Raw genomic sequence first — 20,281 nt, forward strand, 5'->3', positions numbered from 1 at the left:
CCGTCACAGAGATATTTACGAAGCGGTCGCACATGGGGCTAATGCAGACGATCCCGCCGTGCGCGAGCTGATGTTTGAAAACTACGACGCCTTTAAAGACGAGGATGAAATTTTAAAAAATATAGTTATTTTAAAAGTGAGATTTTACGAGAATTTGCACAAAGAATATTCGGCAAAACAAATTCCTTTAGAGGAAAAAAAACAAATACTATCAAAAATAAAAAAAATTATTGAGGAACTTAAAAAATGAAAGCATTAGTTTTATTTAGCGGCGGGCTTGACAGTATGATCTCTATCAAGCTTCTAACCGGCCAAGGCATCGACGTTACGGCGGTGCACATCGATATCGGCTTTAGCGGCGACGAGAAAAAGGCAGAAATTTTACGTCGCCGCGCGAACGAAGCTGGAGCCGAGCTTAAAATAATCGATATCAGAAACGAATACCTGCGCGATGTGCTTTTTACGCCAAAGCACGGCTACGGCAAGCACTTTAACCCATGCATCGACTGCCACGGATATATGTTTAAAACTGCGCTTGCGATGATGCGCTCTGAGGGTGCAGACTTTATCGCGACGGGCGAGGTGATCGGCCAGCGTCCGATGAGTCAGAGGCGCGACGCGATGGCGCAGGTCAAAAACGCCGCGGGCGACGAGGAGGATCTCATCCTGCGTCCGATGTCTGCGCAGCTGATGAAGCCCACAAAACCGGAGCGCGAGGGCTGGGTCGATCGCAGCAAACTGCTCGCCATCAGCGGACGCGACCGCAAAAGGCAGCTCGCGCTTGCCAAGGAGTTTGGCTTTAGCGAGTACGAGACGCCTGGCGGCGGGTGCTTGCTCACGATCGAGAGCTTTGCGAATAAAATCAGAGATTTCATCAAATTTGACCCTGAAATGACTAGCGCGGACATGCAGCTACTGCGCGTCGGACGGCATCTGCGCCTACCAAACGGCACCAAAATGATCATCGGCCGCGACGAAAACGACAACGCCAAACTGCTAGCTCTAAATAATCCAAAATTTACTCAGATCAAATTTGACAGCGATATCGTGGGCGCGGTGAGCTTCGTGGATGCTAAATTTAACGAAGCCGACCTCGAGTTTGCCGTGCGGCTGGCGCTTGCCTACACTAGAGCGGATAAAGATACGGCAGTGCTCGCTAGAGTCGGCGAACGCGGAATTTGCGTGAAGCCTTTTGAGAGCAAAGAGCCTGCGCAGGAGTTTTTCGTTAGTTAAATTTAAGAGCTTTAATTTTGCCTGATTTTCGGAAAAGGGCAAATTTAAGCGGCTCGAAGCGCTTAAATTTTTGTCGTCTTTCATTAAATTTACCGCAAATTTTAGAGTCCGCGCATGGATAAATTTCAAATTTACAATACAAACACTTTGTTTTAACTAGGCAAAATTAATTTATCTTGCGATATACCAAAATCAAAATGATACTGGCTTTTATTTTATTTTGATATATTTTAAGTATAATTCTCATTTTAATATAATAATGAGAGTTTTGCGATGGATTATCAAGGATTATTTTTATTGGCGCAGTTTTTAAACGAGAGAAAAAAGGCGAGCCGTAAGGAAATAGCGGAGTTTTTATCGAGCAAAACGGGTGCGAGTCTGAGCAAAACCGACGCGCTTTTAGGCGTCATAGCAAGTAGCCCTAAAATTCAAGCTTTGTTGCAAGAAAAAAGGATCGTTTTAAAGACTTCGCGCGGGATTTATGAGATAAGCAAAGCCGGCGAAAAACTCCTAAAAAGCAAAAATGCTCGGCAAAATTTTGAAGCTTGGATCGGCGACGTTTACGGCAAAACTGCGACGCAAAATTTACCAGCGCCCAAAACTAAAAAATACCTAAAAACCATCACCGCTCTCGTCGTGCATGAGATAAAAGACAAAATGATCGGCGAAGCTATCAAAAAGCCGATAGAGGCGATAAAAACACTCGCGCTAAAACTCATGAAAAAGCATAAATACTTAGGAAAATTCTATGCTTTTAGACACGTTTTTTTGGCGCTTTTGGCTGCCAAGATCGCGTTTGACGTCGTCAAATTCTTTAAAAATCGCAAGCTAGAAAAACTGCTTGCAGGCAATCAACCGATAGGCTGTTAGCCAAATTAACAGAAAATCATAAATTATTTATTGCAACTTTGTATTTTGTCGCCCGTCTATAATCAATCGCACAGCATACTAAGCCACAAAAATTGATTACATCAAAACTCCAACGGAGTAAAATTTAACCTCAGCTTGACGTGCGACCTGCTTTTACGATCCTTGTTTCAAACTCCAACGGAGTAAATTTTAACTAACTGGCAATGTGCTAGATGAGTTTAGAGCTTACACGTTTCAAACTCCAACGGAGTAAATTTTAACATCAAGAGCAGACACAAATAAGTCAAAACGAAAGGAGTTTCAAACTCCAACGGAGTAAATTTTAACGTGAGGCACAAACTGTGAATAATGCTACGCAGGCGTTTCAAACTCCAACGGAGTAAATTTTAACAGCACCAAAATATACATTTTTAGGGCTATAAAAACTCAAAGTCTATATTTTTACGCCTTAAATTTGCATAAAAAGCAAAATAATATCGATACAAAATGCCCTAAATTTCATCATTTCTAGAATCTTAGAAAAAGCTTTATCGACATGATTTGGATTTAAAAAGGCACTTAGAAATCAAATATCCCGCCGCAACAAAAGTAAGCTAGCATCCCCCAACCCGACACCATACCCAAAGACGCATAAGTCAAATTTGACCGCAAATGAATAGCGATTTTTGTGCCGCATTTTAATGAAGTCAAGGCCCCAAAATCAAATCATCAAAATGCAACCGCGACCTTTTGCTGTCCCTGCCGACAAATATCAAATTTACCCCCACCTAAATCCCTCGTAAGGCGCATCCTCGCAGATACATTTTTTGATCTGATTAGCCTCGCGGCGGATCACCTGCCGCCACGTGAGATCGCGCCCGCCAAGCGAGATCGTTTCGCCAAGCCTTGCGATCATTTTTAGCTCGATCTTTTGCACGGCGTCGTTGCTAAATTTTATCCGCCCGGCGTCCGTTTGGAAGTCCTTTGCGGTGATCTCTTTTTTATTTAGCATATTAAAAATCAGCGTATCGCCCAAAATCGGCTTAAAAATCTCCGCAAGATCTAGGTGCAGGCTCAGCGCACGGTAGTTTGGCTCGTGCAAAAAGCCGATGCGCGGATCAAGCTCGGTCTTGTAAATTTCGCTAAGGCAGACGTTATAAATGCGCGTATTTACGTAGCCTATGAAGCTGTTGATTTTATCGGCGGGCGGGCGCTTGGAGCGGACGGTAAATTTAAAACTTTTTTGATCCGCGATTATTTCGTTCCATTTTTCGTAGTATAACTTTTGAAACGCCCCTTCCACCGCCATTATCGCAGGCACGTCCGCGGCAGCGTTTAGCGCCTCTATATGGGGCGAGACGTCAAATTTCACGCCGTGTCTTTTGCAGTTTGCAGCGTCGTTTAGGATGTGTGCACGAGTGATCTCGCGGGCGATGTAGGCGCGCTTGAGCGGGTCGTCAAAAGCGCGGACCTGATTTAGCAGCACAAAGCCGCTTTTATTGACCGAGTTTGAGGTGTTTGGATAAAAGTTGCCGCGGAAGCTCTGATATGGGCTAAAAACGTGCAAAAGGACGTTATTATCAGCCAAAAACGCCATAGTGTAGGTATCGATCTGCACTTTTGCCAGCACGTAAATTTCATCGATCGCGTTTATCGGCAAAATTTTACTGGCGACGACCGCGCCCGCATCGTCAAATTTGTCAAAATAGATATTGTTATCTTGCCTGCGAAGCCTGCCTGCGCTCAAAATAAAATGCGTTCTGTCGCTTTTTTGCATCTTTTTTCCTTAAATTTAGCCGGGATTTCAAGTGCCGCCAAACTCGGCAAATTTACGCGAGTAAATTTAACTAAACAGCGCGCCGCTTTTATCTTGTCCGATTACGATACGCTTAGAGTATTTCAGCGAATTAAACGTATAAATCACGATAGAATCAAGCTGCGTAATGCACTCTTTTTGCAAAATCGCGGTTAGCTTTTTAAAATCGCTCTCGCGAATTTCTCCTTCAAAAACAGAAAACTGCACGCGCGGCAAAAACTTCTCGACCGCCTTTCTGATGCAGTTTGCGTTGTTTTTCTCTTTTTGCTCGGCGCCGGCGATGTCGTAAAATAAAATCACGTACATTTTTCTAGCATTTCTCTAAATTTCAACTTGCACAATATCCGTTATAAGCGCAGTTTGCACAAAATTTGCCCTGCGTAAATTTCGGCGGCCTCTCTAGGTTTGCAAGTGCCGTTATCTCGCTTAAAATTTGCTCGATTAGAGCGAAATTTTCGCTGCTGTCATCCACTAAAATCACCTTTTTGCCGCTGATTAGTTTGCCTTTTACCTCTTTTAAATTTAAGCCCGTTTTCAAAAGATAGATGTAAAAAAGTAGCTGCATCTTGCCCGCAAGCTCGTTTTTTAGGCTCTTTTTATATTCGGTGATGAGATAATGTCCGCGCTGCTTGGAAAGTTTGTCGAATTTCAAATTTGAAAATGCAAAGTCCTGCAAATCGCTCTCTTTGATATCTGCTAGCGCCTTGCCCATCAGCACGTTTTCATCCTCTTGATCTGCGTGGATATGGTGCGCGTAAAGCCACGCCTCGCGCTTGCAGGTGACGTAATAATTTACAAGCGTGCCGGTGATTTGGTCTTTGTGAAACATTAGTCGAATACCTCGTCCAGGGTGTCTAAATTCGTATCTTTTTTAAGCCCGTAATCCGTGCTATAAAAATAGGACGAGCCAAATGGCAGATAAAACATATCTTTTAGTCCGCGTATTTGCTTTAAATTGGGCGTCAATTTCTCTTTATCTTTAAACGTTACGTTGATACTAAATTTTGATAACTTTCTGATGTGATTTTTTAAAATATCTCGTATCGTAAATTCGCCATTTGAGCTATTTTTAATTTCTAAAATTTTAGCTTCAAAATCCTTAATAAAATTTTCTTTGGCTTCGATTATTAGCGTTTGTTTGTGATTGTCCTTCATAACTTCTTCGATTTTTTGATTTATATTTTCGAATTCTAGCTTTTTTATCTCGCTTTCTATGCGCAAATTTTCCAGTTGATCGCTGATTTTCTGAAAATACAAATTTGAAATTTCTAAAATTTCGCTCTCTCTCACCTCTCTTTGTTTGAAAATTTCTAAAATCGCTTTGCTTACTTTCTGCAAATCGCCGTAAATCAAATTTGTAAATTTACTTATTTCGGGAAAGACGTATAGCTCGCCGCGAATTTCTCCAAAATGCCTATTTACGCGGCCTGCGGTTTGTATGACAGAGCTAATGGGCGAGACTTCGCGAAAACCCGCGTCAAAATCAAGATCCACTCCCGCCTCGATAGACTGCGTGGAGATAAGTAAAATTTTACTCGTAAGTGGATCGTCTTTATTTGTATTTATTGCGCGTTTTACCGCCTCGATAGTAGCGTGTTTGTGATCATCATACATATATCCGTTTAGGCAAAAACAATTAAATTTTTCTCTTAGTTTTACGAACAGCTCCTGCGCTTTTTTAATCGTATTTACGACGACGAGGGTATTTTTATCGCTTGCGGTCTCGCAAATCTTTTCTAAAAGATCCTCTTCGCCGCTTATATCAAGCCATTTTATGACATATCTATCCTGCTTTGAAAAGTACTCTAAATTTGAAATTTCTTTAAAATTTTCGCTTTTAATAACCGGCATCGTCGCCGACATAAATATAAAAATAGTGCCGAGCCGCTGCGAGATGATCTCGCAAAGCAGGATAAAATCTTTTCTAAAATTATATGGGATCGCTTGGGCCTCGTCGATGATAACGACGCTATTTTTGAGCTGGTTAAATTTGACGTTGTCTTTGTTTTTATTGCCAAATAGCGCAAATATCAGCTGATAAAGCGTAGTTACGTTTATCTCGCCGCTAAAAGATTCCATCAAAAATTTGATCTTAGAATACCTATCCTCCTCGGTTAGATTTTCTTCATCTATCGTCGTTTTGTGATGAGCCTTGCTAACCGAAATATCGCTATTTTTATAAATTTTTGCGATAATATCGTAGGTCTGATCAATTATCGAAGTGAAAGGAAGCGCATAAATTATGCGAGATTTATTAAATTTCAAGGCAAAATTTAGAGCAGTCAAGGTCTTGCCGTAGCCCGTAGGCGCAGTCAAAGTAAAAAGTTTGTAATCTTCGTCAAAGTTGTTTAAAACAAAATTTCTAAACTCATCTCGCTTTTTATTTGGCGGCAAAGTTTTGATATTCCCCTCTAAAGCATCTATCGGTATATTTTTAGTTTCCTGTTTTGGCATGCTAAAGATAGCCTCAAATTTATCGCTATAAACCAAATTTGAGTATAGACTTTTGAAATTTATAAAATCACTATAAGTAAATTTGTATCTGTATTGCAATAAAATTAAGTATTGGCGAAGCTTTTCCGCTCTATCTAAAAACTCATCCTTTTTTGTAGATAATCCCGAATAAACCTGGGTATTTTTAGCGGCGTTAACTACTTCTTCCCAATATTCTAGCTCTTTTAAATTTTTAAAAAATTTATTAGCATCTCGAGCTAATGTCATTAAATTTACGGTATCGCCGTGGTGCGAAACGATGGCAAGAAAGCCAAACAGAGTCGGTATTTCATCAAATTTGGAGTTTAGCAAGAAAAAATATGCCGACAGAAGTGAGTGGTTTTTATCCAGCTTGTCGTTTGAGGTATCTCTGATGTAAATTTGAAAATTATTTTTTAGTTTTGCGATGTCGTGATAGAGTTTGACCTGCTTATCTAGCTCTTCGTCGCCAGCAGAGATCATATTTTTTATATGATTTTCCAAAAGTTTATTTGGATGAGACCAAAACTCGTCAAATAAAATAGACTCTTTCATCGTTTATCTGGTATATATTTCCGTGATTTTTAGATTTTATAGCTTCTTTGCCGTTTATTTCCATTACAAAGTCTTTAAAATCTTTAAAAATTCGTCTATTTTCGCAGTCGCAAGGCATTTTAGCCGTAGTTAATTTCGCATTTTCATTAATACCATCAAAAACAAAATCTTCCATAAGCGTAAATGTATCTATAAAGATTTCATCTTGCGATATTTTTTCGCATATTTTTATATCGATCCAGCTAAAATCAGCTATACAAAAGTTTATCCCAAGATACGGCGTAAAGGCGGTTTTATGCTCTTTTAAATTTGAAATTATTTTATCCCGGTAGCCTTGCTCTAAATTTTCTAAATTTAAAAATACGATATAAGACGGCGAGCAGATGAGCTCCCTGTAAAACTGCTTTTTCTCCTTTGCGTTTTGGTAGCCTTCCTCTATGTGCATATTGCTTGAGAGGGCAAATTTTATGCCGTTAAAAACAAAACTCTTTTTTAAAATTTGCCTATCTATTTTTACGCTGTATTTGATACTGGATAGCTTAAAATACTCCTCCTCGCCTATAACGGCGCCTAAAAAGCCCATTATAGCAGTCTTTGGCGGCACCGGATAGGTTAAACTAGAATAAATCGTCGCCGGATGCGAAAAATGAGCGTAATCGCCGAACAATCTAAAGGCAATAATGCTCATTTTACGCCTCTATCTTTTTCCAGCTACTGTCAAAATTTTCTTTGTTTATCGCTTCAAAATCATAATCGCTCATATACTCTATTTTTTCTATATTTGCAGCATATCTTGCGAGTTTATTCTTTAAATTTGTAAAGTCGATAGCGTATTCGTTGATACTTCTTATCGCCCTATCTTCTTTTTCGCTTTTTAGGCTTATGCTATTGTTTAGGTCGCCCGCAAACGTATCGTCCTTATACGTGATGATTAGCATAAACCTCGGAGTCTGGCCGATTTTGGAGCGAGTCGTTAGGTTTTTAGTGCCGTGCCACAAAGCTTTTAAAATTTTAGCCTCATCGGCTTCGTTAAAGCCCGTTTTTGCCGCATTGTAGTTATCAATAATGCCGTAAGTAGCAAAAACAGCGTATTTTAAAAATTTTTCCTCTCTAAAAGTTGCTTGATCTTTTTGCTTTTTAGGATCGTTTGGATCGTAATCGCTGGCAAAAGCGCCGGTTCCTCTTACGTGCTCTATCTCAACCTTATTTAAAGATTTGCTTAATCTAAACTGCACCGGACCGGTAAACTGAACGCCCGCGGTTTTTATCTCTTTATCCTGCTTCATCTCGTCTTTATCTGAAATAGGCAAAACTCCGCCAAATGCGCGGATATCGATAAATTTAGACAAAATTTCTTTTTGCAGTTCGCTTTTACTTTGCTTTATGTTTATGCTTTGTCTAATCGCTGTTTTAGCGTCTAGTACGGCATCTTCTATCCTATACTCCTTTATAAAAATCGACGCCTCGTCTTTTTTCATAATCTCGTCTCTGATAGTTCTTTTTATGCGCACGTCCGTTACTTCGGCTATGCCGGTTTCATCATCATACCTAGGAGCGTTATCCTTTAGCATATCGCCGTTTGGGTTCCAATTCTCTCCATCCCACAAAAAAAGTATCTCTTTTTTCTGCATTTTATTCTCCTTTTATTTCGTTTTATCTTTTAGAAATTTGCGATAATCACTCCCGCCCATAGCAAAAGCAAGCGTAGTATGAGAGCTTTTTACTATCTTGCTTTCTTTAAAAAAGACTTGCGGTAAAATTTCAATCAAACACTCTTTTATATTTTCAACATTTGGATTTGGTTTGCCGGAAGCTGCCTTAAGCTTTCTAATCATCTCATCGCACTTAGTCCAAATTCGCTCCAAATTTTCCCTGCTTATCGAGCCGCAGTTATCAAGCCAGTTGCTAAACGATACGCCGCCGTTAACGCCGAGCTGCCAGTTTATCAGAGCTGCACTTAGCATGCCGAGCAAATAAGCGCTAATAAGCGTGTCGTTTTGATTTAAAAATTCGCTATTTTTGATTAGCTCTTTAATTAGTTCTTTTTTATCGGTTAAATTTTCCAAATCGCACTCCTTTTGAAACACTAGTTTTTTATTTAACACGTCGATCTCATTAAAAAAATTCTGATATTTTTTAATAACATCAATCGTTCTTTGCCTGTAAAAATCGTTAAAATATTTACTCCACTCTAATTTCTCCGCATAGTCCTTATTGACGCTACCATAACAAATCAGATCGCTATATCTTTCTATCATAATCTCTAAATCAAATTTATTTCGCGACAACAAAAAGCTCATCACGCTTAGCCTATCTTCAAACAAATTTTGAAGATATATCGTCTCATCGGTTCCGCTGTTTTTTTCATAGAAAGCTTTTATATTAAAATCACTCATAAAATTTGAAATTTTAGAGATAAAAGAGGGCAAAACGTCATCTATCGCAAGCTTTAAATCGATAGCAGCGTTACTTTGCGTATAAAATAAAATCGTATTCAAAACAGGCAATTTTTCCTGTTTTTTAGCAGCGATCTCAAGATAATCATTTATGCTAAATTTTATAACTTCTTCGGCCATCTCAATATTTTTCATATCGCTTTTTGAGGTCTCTTCTAGTATTTTTACAATCTCTTCTAGATTTACCGAGCTACCCAAAATCGTCGGTAAAATCGCCATTTTCATACCGTAGAAATTATGCGATAGCTTATCTTTTATCGCTTTAAAGCCGTTTTCTACCTTTTTTGCACTAATGGCGCTTAGCGGCAGGAGTTTTGATTTGACAAATTGCATATTAGCGGGCATCTCATTTACCGAACAAAATGCTAAATTTGCATCACCGCCGATACCCTTTTCATTCGTCAAAATATCGTATCCATAGGAGGATTTTTGCTCTTTTACGCCAATATGATTTTCAAAAATTTGCTTAAAATAAGCAGAAACCGGCCTACCTTTATACGAAAGCGAGAAAAAAGTAGCGACTTTTTTGACTTTTTCCTTTTTTAGCTCATCAAGGCCTTTGATCTCATCTATAATATCGGCAAAATATTCTTCATTTATACTGGGTAACATAGACAAAATAGCGTCTTTTTCTATATCGCTCGGCTCGAAAAATGAGAGCAAATTTGAAACCGATCTCAAAACGCCTTTTATAAATTTAGCTTCGTCTTTATTTACTTCTTTGGATAAAAATTGAGAATTTGGAAAAAGATTACCGGAATTTGCGCCTACGCCAAACCTACATATTATCAGATCGTCTTTATTTATGTTTAAATTCGGTTCTATTTGCTTAGTTTCTATGTCGCAGAGATATACCTTGATTGTATCGTATTTGTAGGCTTCGTTTTTGAGACGCTTTTCGTCTTTTTGATATATTTCGCCTATGTCGGCGAAAATTTTAACTATATCGCCCAAGAGATTCCCCTAAATTAAGTTGGCATAATTATACTGCAAGCAATCTTTGATGTCAAGTTATTATAATTTACATAGATTTTACTTGATTTTTTGAGTATGTTTTTATAAAATACTCTTTGAAAAGCAAGTATTACTTGTTCTCCTTATAGGCTTTTAAATTTATATTTTACTTAACTTGCTTTTCCTTTGCTATCTCCATAAACCCTGCTCCACAGTTCATGCATCCGCTTCCAATGCCCACATCAAGGATCAAATTTATAAGCTCAGGCTGCGCGCAAATTTTCCATTTCGCTTGCCAAGCCTGAACCGGCGAGCGGTTGTTGCCGTAGTAAAAATTAAACGGATTTTGCAAATTTTGCCAGAGCAAATTTAGCTCAAATTCGCCCTCGTATCTGCGCCCGGTAAGCGTTTCAAATCTTTGCAAGGCGTTTATTTTCATCATCTCAAGATGCCTGGAGTCTTGCGGCTGCAGGTAAATTTTATGCCCCAAAAGTCCGCCTACCGCGCATGCCACACAGCCTTGCAGCACCGCTTCGCTTTGTGCAGTTCTATGCTCACTCACCGCCACCGTCGTATCGCACAGACAAAGCTCGCCCAAGTTTAACCCGTCTTTTAGCACGGCAAGCGCGATTGTTTTTTCAAATTCCGGCTCATACGAGGTAAATCTGATCCGCAATTTTGAGCCATTTAAACGAAAGTCAAAGTTCGTTCGTTTAAAAATTTTGCCGCTCGGCTCGTGCCTATATCCTTCGTGCTCGGCGCTTGGCAGATAGCGGTAGATGTAGCCCTGGATGAGCTGGGGCAGCACCTTTGAAATTTTTAAATTTGCGCTTGGCAAACGTGAGGTTATCGTGAGCATTTTTATCCTTAAATTTGCTAATTTTTTAATGCAATTATAAAAAGTATTGCATTAAAAATCGGTTTTGCACAAAAATGCTGCGAAATTTCAAATTTTATCCGTCAAATTCGCTAAAATATCCGAAAAAATCACACAAGGAGAGCAAATGAAATACGATTTTGACGCGCCTGTAGAGCGAGGCGGGACGTATTCGTCGAAATGGAAAACAAGTGGCGACGAACTGCCGATGTGGGTGGCGGATATGGATTTTAAGGTCGCGCCCGAAATTTTAGAAGCGCTGCAAAAGCGCCTAGACAACGGGGTTTTTGGCTACTCGTACGTGCCGCAGGAGTGGAGCGAGGCCATCTGTTCGTGGTGGAGCAGGCGCCACGACGTCAAATTTGACCCGAGCTGGCTGATTTTTTGCACGGGCGTGATCCCGATCATTAGCTCCGCCGTGCGCAAATTTACGAGCGTAGGCGATAAAATCGTGATCCAAAGCCCCGTCTATCACGTCTTTTACCGCAGCATCGAAAACAACGGCAGAGTCGCGCTCGCAAACGAGCTAGCCTACGACGGGCGCGGCTACGATATAGATTTTACCGACCTAGAAGAAAAGCTCGCCGATCCGCTAACGACGATGTTTATCCTTTGCAACCCGCACAATCCCGTCGGTAAAATTTGGAGCGAGGAAAAGCTAGCCAAAATCGGCGAACTATGCGCTAAACACGGCGTTTTGGTGATCTCTGACGAGATACATTGCGACATCACGAGCCCTAGCAAAAACTACGTGCCGTTTATCCGCGCGAGCGAGACTTGCAAAAACATCTCGATCACCTGCGTTTCGCCGACTAAAGCCTTTAACATCGCGGGCCTGCAAAGCTCCACCGCTGTAGTGCCGAACCCAAAACTGCGCGCCAAAATGGCAAAGGCCATCAACGACGACGAGGTCGGCGAGGGCAATGCGTTTTCTTGTATCGCGGCGATCGCGGCGTTTGAGCAAGGCGAAGCATGGCTGGACGAGATGCGCGAATACGTAGAGCAAAACCGCAAAATCGTGAGCGAGTTTTTGCAAAACGAACTGCCGCAGATCAGGCTTGTTGAGCAGGACGCCACGTATCTGCTCTGGCTTGATTGCCGCGAAATTTGCGACGACGCGAGCGATTTTCATAAATTTTTACGCCAAAAAGCGGGACTTTGGCTAAACGACGGCAACGCGTACAGAGGTACCGAGAAATGCTTCCTACGCCTCAATATCGCAACCCAAAGATCGCGCGTACTGGAGGGGCTAAAACGCCTAAAATCAGGCGCTCTGGCCTACGCGAAAAGCAAGGAATAATATATTTACGAAAAATTGGGATAAAATTTAGACCTTTTTGGTATGATTTCGGCGTCCGACAAGAAAACCTCCTTTTTGTAACGGCGCCTCGGCTCCCCCTGCCGAGGCGTTTTTGTCTTATTCATTAAGCTTTTTTAGTTATAATCCTTCTCATAAATTTACTCCGCCTAGCTCAAATTTAAGCAAATTTAGCGTTTCAGGCGAAAGGACGAAAATGCTAACTCACATAGACGAAAATAACCGCCCCAAAATGGTCGACGTAAGCAACAAGGGCGTAACTACGCGCATAGCCGTAGCAAGCGGCATCATAAAAATGTCGCGCGAGGCATTTGACGCGATCAAAAACAACACGGGCAAAAAAGGCCCCGTCCTGCAAACCGCCGTCGTAGGCGCGATAATGGGCGCGAAAAAGACGAGCGAACTCATCCCGATGTGCCACCCGCTGCTAATCAGTGGCATAAACTGCGACATCGACGAGCTAACCGAAATCTGTGCCTACAAGCTAACCGTTAGCGTCAAGATAGACGGCAAAACAGGCGTCGAGATGGAGGCACTAACAGGCGTTAGCGTCGGTCTCCTAACGATCTACGATATGATAAAAGCGATAGATAAAACCATGCAGATAACTGATATCGCGCTAGAAAGCAAGAGCGGAGGCAAAAGTGGCGACTACGTGCGATCTAAATAAAGAACCTGAAATCTCATACCCAAATTTTTGGGAATACAAAATCATCGTGCTTGATAGTGAAAACGCCGAAGCTATCGCGCAGGGCGTCGTAGGCGAGAGGCAACACAAGATAACGCCGTCAAAATCGAGCAAAGAGAGCAAATACAAAAGCTACAATCTAAGCGTTTTGGTTAATTCTAACCAGGAGCGATTAGAGATATTTTCCGCGCTAAGACGCGTTTGCAAATACGTACTATAAGGACTTTCATGCAAAATTTAGTCTTCATCCAAACCATAAAAGAGAACAAAAACGACCCGCAAATTTCCGTTTTGATCAGGGAATTTGCGCTAAGCGAGTTTAGAAAAAGCGTCAAAGGCGCAAAAAACGGCGACGCAAACGCGGCTCTGGCTAAAGAATTTGAGCAAATTTGCGAGGCGCTAAAAGGCGAGGATCTGCTAAACCGTCAAAACATCGCCAACCTCATCCAAAGCGCAGGCGACGCGCTAAGCGAGGCAAAAGAGCAGTATATCCACCGCCTAATCTACGAAAAAGAGCAGATCGATCGGCAAATTTATGCGCAAAAAGACGAGATAAAAAACGACGTTCGCGCGCTACTTGAAAATATGGAAAATTTCATCAAAAGCAGCGACCTAGCGGATAAAGACGAAATTTTAACCGCGATAGACGAAAAAATGCTCTGCGAGCTACAAATGCTGGGAATCCTAAAAGAAACCACCGAGGCGGCGTTTCTAACCGCGATCGAAAAGGGCGACGACGTGAAAGATACGGTGGAGCAAATCGCCAAAAACGTCGTACTTAGCGCGATAAACGAGGGCGAAGCGAGCAAAGAGCGCATCCTGGAGATCGCAAGGACGGTCTGCGAGGCGGCGTGCGAGATAGCCGACGTCGATCAGGCCTTTGCCAAAGAACTAATCAGCGGCGCGATCGGGGGCGTAAAAGAAGCGCTTGGCAAAAGGACGGAGAAGTTTATCGAGGAGATCAAATTTGCCCCGGACGGCCAGAGGCTGCTGGGCGAGGCTAGAGAATTTGTTAGACTCGAGGAGAGATTTGTAGCGATGCTGCGCGATATGGCGCGCTCAGAGGAGCCGTCTGCTGCCGTGATAAACGAAATCCTAGACGAGTCCATAGATAGCTACTTCGCCAAATTTAAGCGCCTGCAAAACGACGTTTCGCGCCAGATCGAGCTTCAGCTAGAGGAGTTAAAATTTAACGAAAATATCGATAAATTCGCTAGCCTTGCCGGAGCTAAATTTGAGGAGCTAAAGCGCGAGGTCGGCCAGGCCGGCGATAAGCTTAAAGAAAATTTTAACGCCAAAGAACGCATCGAAGCGCTCAAAAAAGAGATCAGCGACTTTGAAAAACGAACCGAGGAGAAACTAACCGAGATAAGTGCTAGCGAGATCGGCGAGAACCTCAAAGCAAAATCAAAAGAACTAGGCGAAAAGCTCTACAAAGCCGCCGAAAATCTCATAAAAACCGCCAAAGAAAAGATTGGCAAAAAAGAGGACGAGAAAAAAGACGAGTGAGCCCAGCCTGGGCGCATTTAGTTAAAGTTGCGCCCGAATTTACTTATTTGTTTGGACGGTGATAAATTTGATGCGCCGAATTTACGCTCGAATTTGCCTCCGTCAAAATGCTACGCGACGCTAAATTTAATATCAAAGGAACAAAGATGAGTATCACCTTTTTTGTTAAAAATAAAAAGAAGTTTCTAGTCGGCCTTGCACCCGTGATGAGCGTGGAGGAGGCGCTGCGGCTGGTGCCGAATTTATCGCAGTTTAACGCCGACGAGGACGATGAGGAGTTTGACGCAGATAGCTTTTACGGTGCAAAGCTTGACGAGTTTGACTGCCTAGTTGCCGGCACGGACGGGCTTAGCGGGCGCGGCTTTGAGATCGGATACGAGGACGACGCCTATAACGTCCGCATCGGCACGCCCAGCACCCGTACGGACTGGCAAATCGCGCTAGAGTACCTAAAAAACCTAGCCCTAAAAATGGACAGCGATATAACGAGCGAGGACGGGGAGAAATTTAGCGCGCAAAATATCGAAAGCTTTAACTATGAGCACGACATACGCGCGGGACTAGAGGCGATAGAGCAAAATTTGCAAAAAGAGGCGCAAATCAGCACTATTTACGGCACGCGAAACGAAGTGTCGTTTGACAAAAAGATCATAGCTCGCATACTTGGCGCAAAGGATCCCGCGGGCGAATTTAGCAAATTCGTAACCGATATCCAAAATTTGGATGCGTATTTTGCAAATCAGATGTTTTTCCGCAGGAACGATAGCGGCGAGATCATCGGGCAGTACGTCCTGTCGCAAGGCGTCGTTACTGTGCTGCCGTATGAACCTAGCGTGGAGTATAAAAATTTACAAATGCTGGGCGATGAGAAAGTCGCGCACTGGTCGGTCGCGATATTTGGCGGAGAGGGCGACGATGAGGAAAAATACGAGATTCTAGCGACGCTGAAATATGAAAGTTTCATCCAAAATTTGCCGAAAGATAAATACGAATTTATCGATGCTAAAAATATCGTCGTAAGCGCGTTTAGCAAGGCAGAATTTGACGCGCTCATCGCGAAATGCGGCGAAGAGGGGCTAGCAGACTAGGCTGTTTAGCTAACGGCGGCGATTTGCCTGCCGTGCGGTAAATTTAGTGGCAGAGTTAAAATTATGGCCGAAATTTACCCACCTTTTTGCTCTGAAACGAAGCCAAATTTGACGCAAGATAGATCAAATTTGGCGTCAAATTTAAAACTCCGCAAGGCTGTAAATTTAACCGCAAACCCAAAATATTGACTTGCGCCGTACCTTTGGATAAAATCGGGCGCAAAAATCAAAAGAGATCAAAAATGCGAAAAATTTTCCTGCCGCTTTTATGCGCCTTTCTGCTAGGCGGATGCACTACGTACGGCATCGGCCCCTCTAATATATTTTTAGAAAACAAAGAACTAGCTCAACTAAAAGGCCGCCATATCCTAGATATGGAAAAATACTCCGGCGGCTGGTCGCACATCGAGATAGGTATGCTTTCGAACAAATTTTATATGCAGCACGAACCGCGCGAAGTGCTATCGGTAAACAGATCGTGCAACTTCTGGGGATGTAGCGTAACGGGCGTCAACTACAGCACCTACGGCTTTGTTTACTTCACTACCGACAAAGACGGCTATATCACGGACTACACCGAGGACGGCGACGCGATAAGGAGCGTCAAGCATAAATTTAAAGACCTGCTAGTATTGGAGAACTAAGATGAAAAAGACGGTAATAACATTATGCGCGTTTGCGATCACTGCGGCGTTTGGGCTCTCTAACGAGGATTACGATAAATTTATAGCGCTAGACGATAGCGGAAAATACAAAGAAGCGTTGGCATTTATCAAGCCAAAGGCCGATGGCGGCGACGCTAGAGCCGTCACGCTCGTAGGCTACCTATACGAGGTGAGGATGTCCAATATCGGCGAAGGCGTAAAGTGGTACAAAAAAGCCATGGGGCTAAACAATTCGCTCGCTCACTCGAATATGGCGCGGATATACTACCGCATGACGGACTATAAGCTAGCTGCGCAGACCCTTGAAAAGGCAAGCAAACTAGGCGACACGGGCGCGGACGCAATGCTAGGAAATATGTATCTAAACGGAATACACTTTAAAAAAGACTATAAAAAAGCGCTCGTCTACATCCAAAAAGCCGTTGCCGATGACGATCCGCAGGCTCTAACCGATCTAGCTATATGCTATGAGAATAGCTACGGCGTCGCAAGGGATATGGATAAAGCCATGGAGTTTTACAGGCGCGGAGCGGCCCAAGGTAACGAATACGCCAAAAGGGCGCTAGAGAGGCTGCAGTAGCTAGTGCGCGACTGCCTGAGTTGTGACGATACCGACTTTATCCGTCTGGTAGCGGCGACTCGGGCTAGTCGGGAGAATAAATTTAGGCTCGCTTGAGCTCAAATTTTAGTTTTTAGTAAACCGGTCGATACTGGCGATCTGTTTACCGACTTTGCCTCTACCAAATCACTCAAATTTGGGTAAATTTAAAACCCAAGCCGAGTCAAATTTAATAAATAAAAAGCCCCGCGTCTTTTGCTTCGCCGACTTTGTCTGTTTTTACCCATGCCGCGATGTAGATGAAAAACGAAGCCACGAGCAAAAAGAAACCAAAGACTGCCAAAACACCGCTCGCCCACAGCAGCTCGCCTGCAAAAAACGTGCAAACGTAGGCACGAAAAAGTCCGTTTCTAGTTAGCCTTGCAAGCTCGAAAAAGACCTTGCCCCACACGAACGCGACATAGCCAAGTAGCAGTAGCGCGATAACGGTGACTAGCTTGGCGAGCGGATGAGCCGCGTCCGCCATATAGGACGCCAGCGTCGCCGTGACGTGAGCGACGAACATCACAATCATCGCCTTGCCGTAGTTTACATGCAGATCCTCGCTGTGAGCGAGCCCGGCGACTCCGCCTAGCGCCGCATAGGTTAGCAGCGCGGCCGATATGACGGCGAGATTATCCGCGATCTGTAGCGCCAGCCCCCCGTAGCTAGCGATAAAGTACGCGTAGATCTTGATCACGGCCGGTAAGATGCCCGATGCGATACCCAGCATCCTAGCCCGGTCAAACGCCGCACTCTCTTTTAGCGCAGCCTTCGTCTCCTCGCTTCTGGTATCCTTTACGGCGCGCTTTTCGCCCTCGTCTACGACTACAAGCACATCTCTCGCAAACGCCCCGTCAGGCCGAAACGCCGCTCGCTCGCCGCCGCTAGGCCGCCCCGAGCGTACGTCTTCGAAGCTAAATTTATAGTATTTGCCGTCATCGCCGATTATCGTCGTTTCGTTTATCGCTACGCCCTTCACCAACTCTCCTTTTTGCGTTTTTGCCGCCATGTTTTAGATTAGCCCGCTTGTTTGTATTTTTAGGGTGCGGGTTATGCCGCACGTCAAATTTGACGCCGCGCTCCCTAGTCCAGCCAAATTTTACGGTTTAGCCGCAGCTCCTCGACGATACGCAAAAAGCTGCCAATCTCGTCTTTGTAAAATCTATTCGCACCCTTGCCCACGAGCGGACGGCGTAGATCAGGCTCGAAGTTATCGCGCCCCGTACGGATCGCCATGCAGATCTTATCCCCGGTCAGCACGATGTTTATAGGGCGGTGAAATCTCGTTTTTAGCAGTTTTAAATTTTCCATCAGGCTAGGCGTGAGCGCGTATCTAGCCTCGATCTGATCGGTCGTATAGACGCGAAATAGCCGCTCAAACTCCGCGTCGTCCATCCTCGCGCGCTTGCCGCCGTAGTCCCTAAAATCATCCGTTCCGCTGCAAATTTGCGTGACGCCCTTTAGTCGTTTAGGAAAATCGGCAACGAACAAAATCCCCGCAAAAAGTATCCTGTGCGTCTCGTTTCCGTGCAGATCCTCTTTGATGCTTATCGCCTCTACGTCGCTAAATTTGACCCGCACGCCCTCTATCTGCCCGAAAATCAGGTCGTTACCCGAGTATTTATCGATGTCAAAATCGTAAATCATATAAAGATAATCGCTCTCTACGTAGTCGCCCGGATAATACGTCAGGCCGCAGTCCTCCACGATGCTCCTCACGACCTTTCGCTTAAATTTAAAGGTAAAACTATCGGTAAAAATACTCTCTAAAAAATAGTACATCGTAGCCCCGCAGACCACAAACGCACCCGCGCTAAGAGCGGCGTTTTGCGCAGCTAGATAAAGCAGCCAAGCCACCGCCGTAGCGACAAAAAAGCAGGTGAGCTTTAGCCTAAAAAGCGAACGTAAAACCTTTTGCCGCTCAAGCTCTAGCAAGGCCAGATCGTCCATTTTCACTCCTGTTTTCATTTAACGCCATTTTTGCAAATTTGGCTATTTTACGGGCAACGCTTCAAATTTTAGATCAAATTTGACGAGCCAACGAAGCCCCTGATTAAATTTTCAAGAGTGCTGTTAAGCGCTCAAATTTAACGTCAAATTTGACGAAACGAGCGCAAATTTAGCGATTAAAAAGCTCGTGCACGTCGTGCGGGTCGTCTTGACCTTTCGGCACCTCGAAAAATGCCGCCCTGTGAAACCTCGCCCAGCTAGCGACGAGATTTGAGGGAAACATCTCCACGGCGTTGTTGTAATCAGTCACGGCGGCGTTGTAGGCGCGGCGCGCGGCGGAGATCTGCTCCTCGATCTCGTTTAGCGTCTTTTGCAGGTGCATAACGTTTTCGTTGGCTTTGAGCTCGGGATAGTTCTCAACGACGACGTTGAGCTTTGAGATGAGGTTTGACAGCTCGCCGTTTAGCGCAAATCTCTGCTCGTCGCCCGCGGCCTTTTGGATACCGCTTCTAAGCGCGGAGATGTTTTCCAGCAGCTCGCGTTCGTGCGTGATGTACTGCTTGACGGTGGCGACGAGGTTTGGGATGAGGTCAAAGCGCCTTTTTAGCTGCGTATCGACGCCTGATCTGATGTTTGAGACTTGGTTGCGCTTGCCCACCAGCGAGTTGTAGACTGAGATGACGATGAGCGCGAGAACGGCGATAATGCCTAGGACGATGTACATTTTACTCCTTTGATTTAACTTTTGTTTTGATTATATCAAAAAGCTGCTGAAACCGGAAAATTATACTCGTTTTTGCCGCGCTAGATGCCAGGTCGCTCGGAGTTTGCGACCAAAACGCTAAATTTCGCTCGTCTTTGCAAAGCCGCTTTGCGAGCAAATCTCGGATACAAGGGCCAGTTGCCGTAAAATAAAGACTTGCGGCCGATTTTTTCGCTTAAATTTAGGCTTAAAAACGCAAAATACGCTTTTGGATAAACCGTTTGTGCACTTTGCGTTACGGGCGAGTTGAGTCTTATTTTTAAACAAAAACCAAAGTAGGTACGCGCAGGCAAAACGGCTCGGCGCAAGCCCTTGCCGGGCGGCGATCGGCAGGTAAAATCTAGCCTATAAATTTTCGCCTGCACGGGCGACATAGCCCTTTGCCGCGATAAATTCGTATCTTTTTGAGGGTGATTTTACGCGGCCCAACGGCTAAATCATCACTAAATTTGCGCCTTTTTAAGTCGCGAGAGTAAAATTAGCGTTT

22 protein-coding genes, 1 pseudogene and 1 CRISPR repeat array are annotated in these 20,281 nt (G+C 43.6%); of the genes and pseudogenes, 11 read left to right on the forward strand and 12 right to left on the reverse strand.

Going from position 1 to position 20,281, the window contains the following annotated elements; genetic code table 11:
• The 3 genes and pseudogenes from Q0546_RS04975 to Q0546_RS04985 all read left to right on the forward strand — a co-directional run.
• Window positions 1–250 (forward strand): annotated as a pseudogene (locus Q0546_RS04975) (DNA primase); the annotation flags it as partial.
• Window positions 247–1,233 carry an argininosuccinate synthase domain-containing protein gene (locus Q0546_RS04980; RefSeq protein WP_298791080.1) on the forward strand — a complete coding sequence of 329 codons (987 nt, stop codon included), beginning with the start codon at window positions 247–249 and terminating at the stop codon, window positions 1,231–1,233. The pseudogene Q0546_RS04975 and the gene Q0546_RS04980, both read left to right, overlap by 4 nt.
• A 297-nt stretch (window positions 1,234–1,530) precedes the next feature.
• Entirely contained in the window at window positions 1,531–2,103 is a 573-nt protein-coding gene (locus tag Q0546_RS04985; RefSeq protein WP_298791081.1) for a restriction endonuclease, read from the forward strand.
• A gap of 99 nt (window positions 2,104–2,202) precedes the next feature.
• Window positions 2,203–2,494: a CRISPR direct-repeat array (repeat unit 30 nt; unit sequence GTTTCAAACTCCAACGGAGTAAATTTTAAC).
• A gap of 366 nt (window positions 2,495–2,860) precedes the next feature.
• Here the strand turns inward: Q0546_RS04985 and cas1 are convergent.
• The 8 genes from cas1 to Q0546_RS05025 form a co-directional block, all read right to left on the reverse strand.
• Window positions 2,861–3,859 (reverse strand): CRISPR-associated endonuclease Cas1, encoded by a 999-nt coding sequence (cas1, locus tag Q0546_RS04990; protein ID WP_298791083.1) that lies wholly within the window; start codon window positions 3,857–3,859, stop codon window positions 2,861–2,863.
• Window positions 3,860–3,925: 66 nt separating this feature from the next.
• Window positions 3,926–4,204, reverse strand: a complete 279-nt coding sequence (gene cas2 / locus Q0546_RS04995; protein WP_298791085.1) for a CRISPR-associated endonuclease Cas2 — start codon at window positions 4,202–4,204, stop codon at window positions 3,926–3,928.
• Between the two features lie 22 nt (window positions 4,205–4,226).
• Window positions 4,227–4,727 (reverse strand): Dna2/Cas4 domain-containing protein, encoded by a 501-nt coding sequence (locus Q0546_RS05000; RefSeq protein ID WP_298791087.1) that lies wholly within the window; start codon window positions 4,725–4,727, stop codon window positions 4,227–4,229.
• Complete coding sequence (gene cas3 / locus Q0546_RS05005) at window positions 4,727–6,925, reverse strand: CRISPR-associated helicase Cas3' (RefSeq protein WP_298791089.1); 2,199 nt, start codon at window positions 6,923–6,925, stop codon at window positions 4,727–4,729. Before cas3 ends, Q0546_RS05000 begins: the two co-directional genes overlap by 1 nt.
• Window positions 6,903–7,613 carry a CRISPR-associated protein Cas5 gene (gene cas5, locus Q0546_RS05010; RefSeq protein WP_298791091.1) on the reverse strand — a complete coding sequence of 237 codons (711 nt, stop codon included), beginning with the start codon at window positions 7,611–7,613 and terminating at the stop codon, window positions 6,903–6,905. Before cas5 ends, cas3 begins: the two co-directional genes overlap by 23 nt.
• A 1-nt stretch (window position 7,614) precedes the next feature.
• On the reverse strand, window positions 7,615–8,556 hold the full coding sequence (cas7b, locus tag Q0546_RS05015; RefSeq protein WP_298791092.1) for a type I-B CRISPR-associated protein Cas7/Csh2: 942 nt from the start codon (window positions 8,554–8,556) through the stop codon (window positions 7,615–7,617).
• A gap of 12 nt (window positions 8,557–8,568) precedes the next feature.
• Window positions 8,569–10,335, reverse strand: a complete 1,767-nt coding sequence (locus tag Q0546_RS05020) for a TM1802 family CRISPR-associated protein (RefSeq protein WP_298791094.1) — start codon at window positions 10,333–10,335, stop codon at window positions 8,569–8,571.
• 166 nt (window positions 10,336–10,501) lie between these two features.
• Window positions 10,502–11,194, reverse strand: a complete 693-nt coding sequence (locus tag Q0546_RS05025; protein ID WP_298791096.1) for a CRISPR-associated endoribonuclease Cas6 — start codon at window positions 11,192–11,194, stop codon at window positions 10,502–10,504.
• A gap of 145 nt (window positions 11,195–11,339) precedes the next feature.
• On the opposite strand from Q0546_RS05025, the gene Q0546_RS05030 reads away from it, so the two are divergent.
• From Q0546_RS05030 to Q0546_RS05065, 8 genes are all read left to right on the forward strand, one after another.
• Complete coding sequence (locus Q0546_RS05030; protein WP_298791098.1) at window positions 11,340–12,512, forward strand: MalY/PatB family protein; 1,173 nt, start codon at window positions 11,340–11,342, stop codon at window positions 12,510–12,512.
• 214 nt (window positions 12,513–12,726) lie between these two features.
• Complete coding sequence (moaC, locus tag Q0546_RS05035) at window positions 12,727–13,200, forward strand: cyclic pyranopterin monophosphate synthase MoaC (RefSeq protein WP_298791120.1); 474 nt, start codon at window positions 12,727–12,729, stop codon at window positions 13,198–13,200.
• Entirely contained in the window at window positions 13,175–13,438 is a 264-nt protein-coding gene (locus tag Q0546_RS05040) for a DUF493 family protein (protein ID WP_298791100.1), read from the forward strand. The genes moaC and Q0546_RS05040 overlap by 26 nt, the downstream gene beginning before the upstream one ends.
• Before the next feature lie 8 nt (window positions 13,439–13,446).
• A complete protein-coding gene (locus tag Q0546_RS05045; RefSeq protein WP_298791102.1) occupies window positions 13,447–14,727 on the forward strand; it encodes a hypothetical protein in 1,281 nt (426 codons plus the stop codon).
• Window positions 14,728–14,873: 146 nt separating this feature from the next.
• Window positions 14,874–15,815: a DUF4299 family protein gene (locus tag Q0546_RS05050; protein WP_298791104.1), complete on the forward strand. Its 942-nt coding sequence runs from the start codon at window positions 14,874–14,876 to the stop codon at window positions 15,813–15,815.
• Between the two features lie 63 nt (window positions 15,816–15,878).
• Window positions 15,879–16,004 carry a hypothetical protein gene (locus Q0546_RS05055; RefSeq protein ID WP_298791106.1) on the forward strand — a complete coding sequence of 42 codons (126 nt, stop codon included), beginning with the start codon at window positions 15,879–15,881 and terminating at the stop codon, window positions 16,002–16,004.
• 53 nt (window positions 16,005–16,057) lie between these two features.
• Window positions 16,058–16,459: a hypothetical protein gene (locus Q0546_RS05060; protein ID WP_298791108.1), complete on the forward strand. Its 402-nt coding sequence runs from the start codon at window positions 16,058–16,060 to the stop codon at window positions 16,457–16,459.
• A gap of 1 nt (window position 16,460) precedes the next feature.
• Window positions 16,461–17,060 carry a tetratricopeptide repeat protein gene (locus Q0546_RS05065; protein WP_298791110.1) on the forward strand — a complete coding sequence of 200 codons (600 nt, stop codon included), beginning with the start codon at window positions 16,461–16,463 and terminating at the stop codon, window positions 17,058–17,060.
• Window positions 17,061–17,268: 208 nt separating this feature from the next.
• On the opposite strand, the gene Q0546_RS05070 is transcribed toward Q0546_RS05065, so the two are convergent.
• The 4 genes from Q0546_RS05070 to Q0546_RS05085 form a co-directional block, all read right to left on the reverse strand.
• Window positions 17,269–18,060, reverse strand: a complete 792-nt coding sequence (locus Q0546_RS05070; protein ID WP_298791112.1) for a hypothetical protein — start codon at window positions 18,058–18,060, stop codon at window positions 17,269–17,271.
• Window positions 18,061–18,164: 104 nt separating this feature from the next.
• On the reverse strand, window positions 18,165–19,049 hold the full coding sequence (locus Q0546_RS05075) for a DUF3137 domain-containing protein (RefSeq protein WP_298791114.1): 885 nt from the start codon (window positions 19,047–19,049) through the stop codon (window positions 18,165–18,167).
• Between the two features lie 151 nt (window positions 19,050–19,200).
• A complete protein-coding gene (locus tag Q0546_RS05080; protein ID WP_298791116.1) occupies window positions 19,201–19,755 on the reverse strand; it encodes a LemA family protein in 555 nt (184 codons plus the stop codon).
• An 80-nt stretch (window positions 19,756–19,835) separates the two neighbouring features.
• Window positions 19,836–20,168, reverse strand: coding sequence for a hypothetical protein (locus Q0546_RS05085; RefSeq protein WP_298791118.1), 333 nt, complete (start codon window positions 20,166–20,168; stop codon window positions 19,836–19,838).
• Window positions 20,169–20,281 lie beyond the last annotated feature (113 nt).

The organism is uncultured Campylobacter sp., from assembly GCF_937997465.1.
Classification (GTDB): Bacteria; Campylobacterota; Campylobacteria; order Campylobacterales; family Campylobacteraceae; genus Campylobacter_A.

What these genes read in the sequence shown, in the direction of transcription:
- Q0546_RS04980 (WP_298791080.1), top strand. Translation starts at nt 247, where the DNA reads ATGAAAGCATTAGTTTTATTTAGCGGCGGGCTTGACAGTATGATCTCT.
- cas1 (WP_298791083.1), bottom strand. Translation starts at nt 3,859, where the DNA reads ATGCAAAAAAGCGACAGAACGCATTTTATTTTGAGCGCAGGCAGGCTT.
- cas2 (WP_298791085.1), bottom strand. Translation starts at nt 4,204, where the DNA reads ATGTACGTGATTTTATTTTACGACATCGCCGGCGCCGAGCAAAAAGAG.
- Q0546_RS05000 (WP_298791087.1), bottom strand. Translation starts at nt 4,727, where the DNA reads ATGTTTCACAAAGACCAAATCACCGGCACGCTTGTAAATTATTACGTC.
- cas3 (WP_298791089.1), bottom strand. Translation starts at nt 6,925, where the DNA reads ATGAAAGAGTCTATTTTATTTGACGAGTTTTGGTCTCATCCAAATAAA.
- cas5 (WP_298791091.1), bottom strand. Translation starts at nt 7,613, where the DNA reads ATGAGCATTATTGCCTTTAGATTGTTCGGCGATTACGCTCATTTTTCG.
- cas7b (WP_298791092.1), bottom strand. Translation starts at nt 8,556, where the DNA reads ATGCAGAAAAAAGAGATACTTTTTTTGTGGGATGGAGAGAATTGGAAC.
- Q0546_RS05025 (WP_298791096.1), bottom strand. Translation starts at nt 11,194, where the DNA reads ATGCTCACGATAACCTCACGTTTGCCAAGCGCAAATTTAAAAATTTCA.
- Q0546_RS05030 (WP_298791098.1), top strand. Translation starts at nt 11,340, where the DNA reads ATGAAATACGATTTTGACGCGCCTGTAGAGCGAGGCGGGACGTATTCG.
- moaC (WP_298791120.1), top strand. Translation starts at nt 12,727, where the DNA reads ATGCTAACTCACATAGACGAAAATAACCGCCCCAAAATGGTCGACGTA.
- Q0546_RS05045 (WP_298791102.1), top strand. Translation starts at nt 13,447, where the DNA reads ATGCAAAATTTAGTCTTCATCCAAACCATAAAAGAGAACAAAAACGAC.
- Q0546_RS05050 (WP_298791104.1), top strand. Translation starts at nt 14,874, where the DNA reads ATGAGTATCACCTTTTTTGTTAAAAATAAAAAGAAGTTTCTAGTCGGC.
- Q0546_RS05055 (WP_298791106.1), top strand. Translation starts at nt 15,879, where the DNA reads ATGGCCGAAATTTACCCACCTTTTTGCTCTGAAACGAAGCCAAATTTG.
- Q0546_RS05060 (WP_298791108.1), top strand. Translation starts at nt 16,058, where the DNA reads ATGCGAAAAATTTTCCTGCCGCTTTTATGCGCCTTTCTGCTAGGCGGA.
- Q0546_RS05065 (WP_298791110.1), top strand. Translation starts at nt 16,461, where the DNA reads ATGAAAAAGACGGTAATAACATTATGCGCGTTTGCGATCACTGCGGCG.
- Q0546_RS05075 (WP_298791114.1), bottom strand. Translation starts at nt 19,049, where the DNA reads ATGAAAACAGGAGTGAAAATGGACGATCTGGCCTTGCTAGAGCTTGAG.
- Q0546_RS05080 (WP_298791116.1), bottom strand. Translation starts at nt 19,755, where the DNA reads ATGTACATCGTCCTAGGCATTATCGCCGTTCTCGCGCTCATCGTCATC.
- Q0546_RS05085 (WP_298791118.1), bottom strand. Translation starts at nt 20,168, where the DNA reads ATGTCGCCCGTGCAGGCGAAAATTTATAGGCTAGATTTTACCTGCCGA.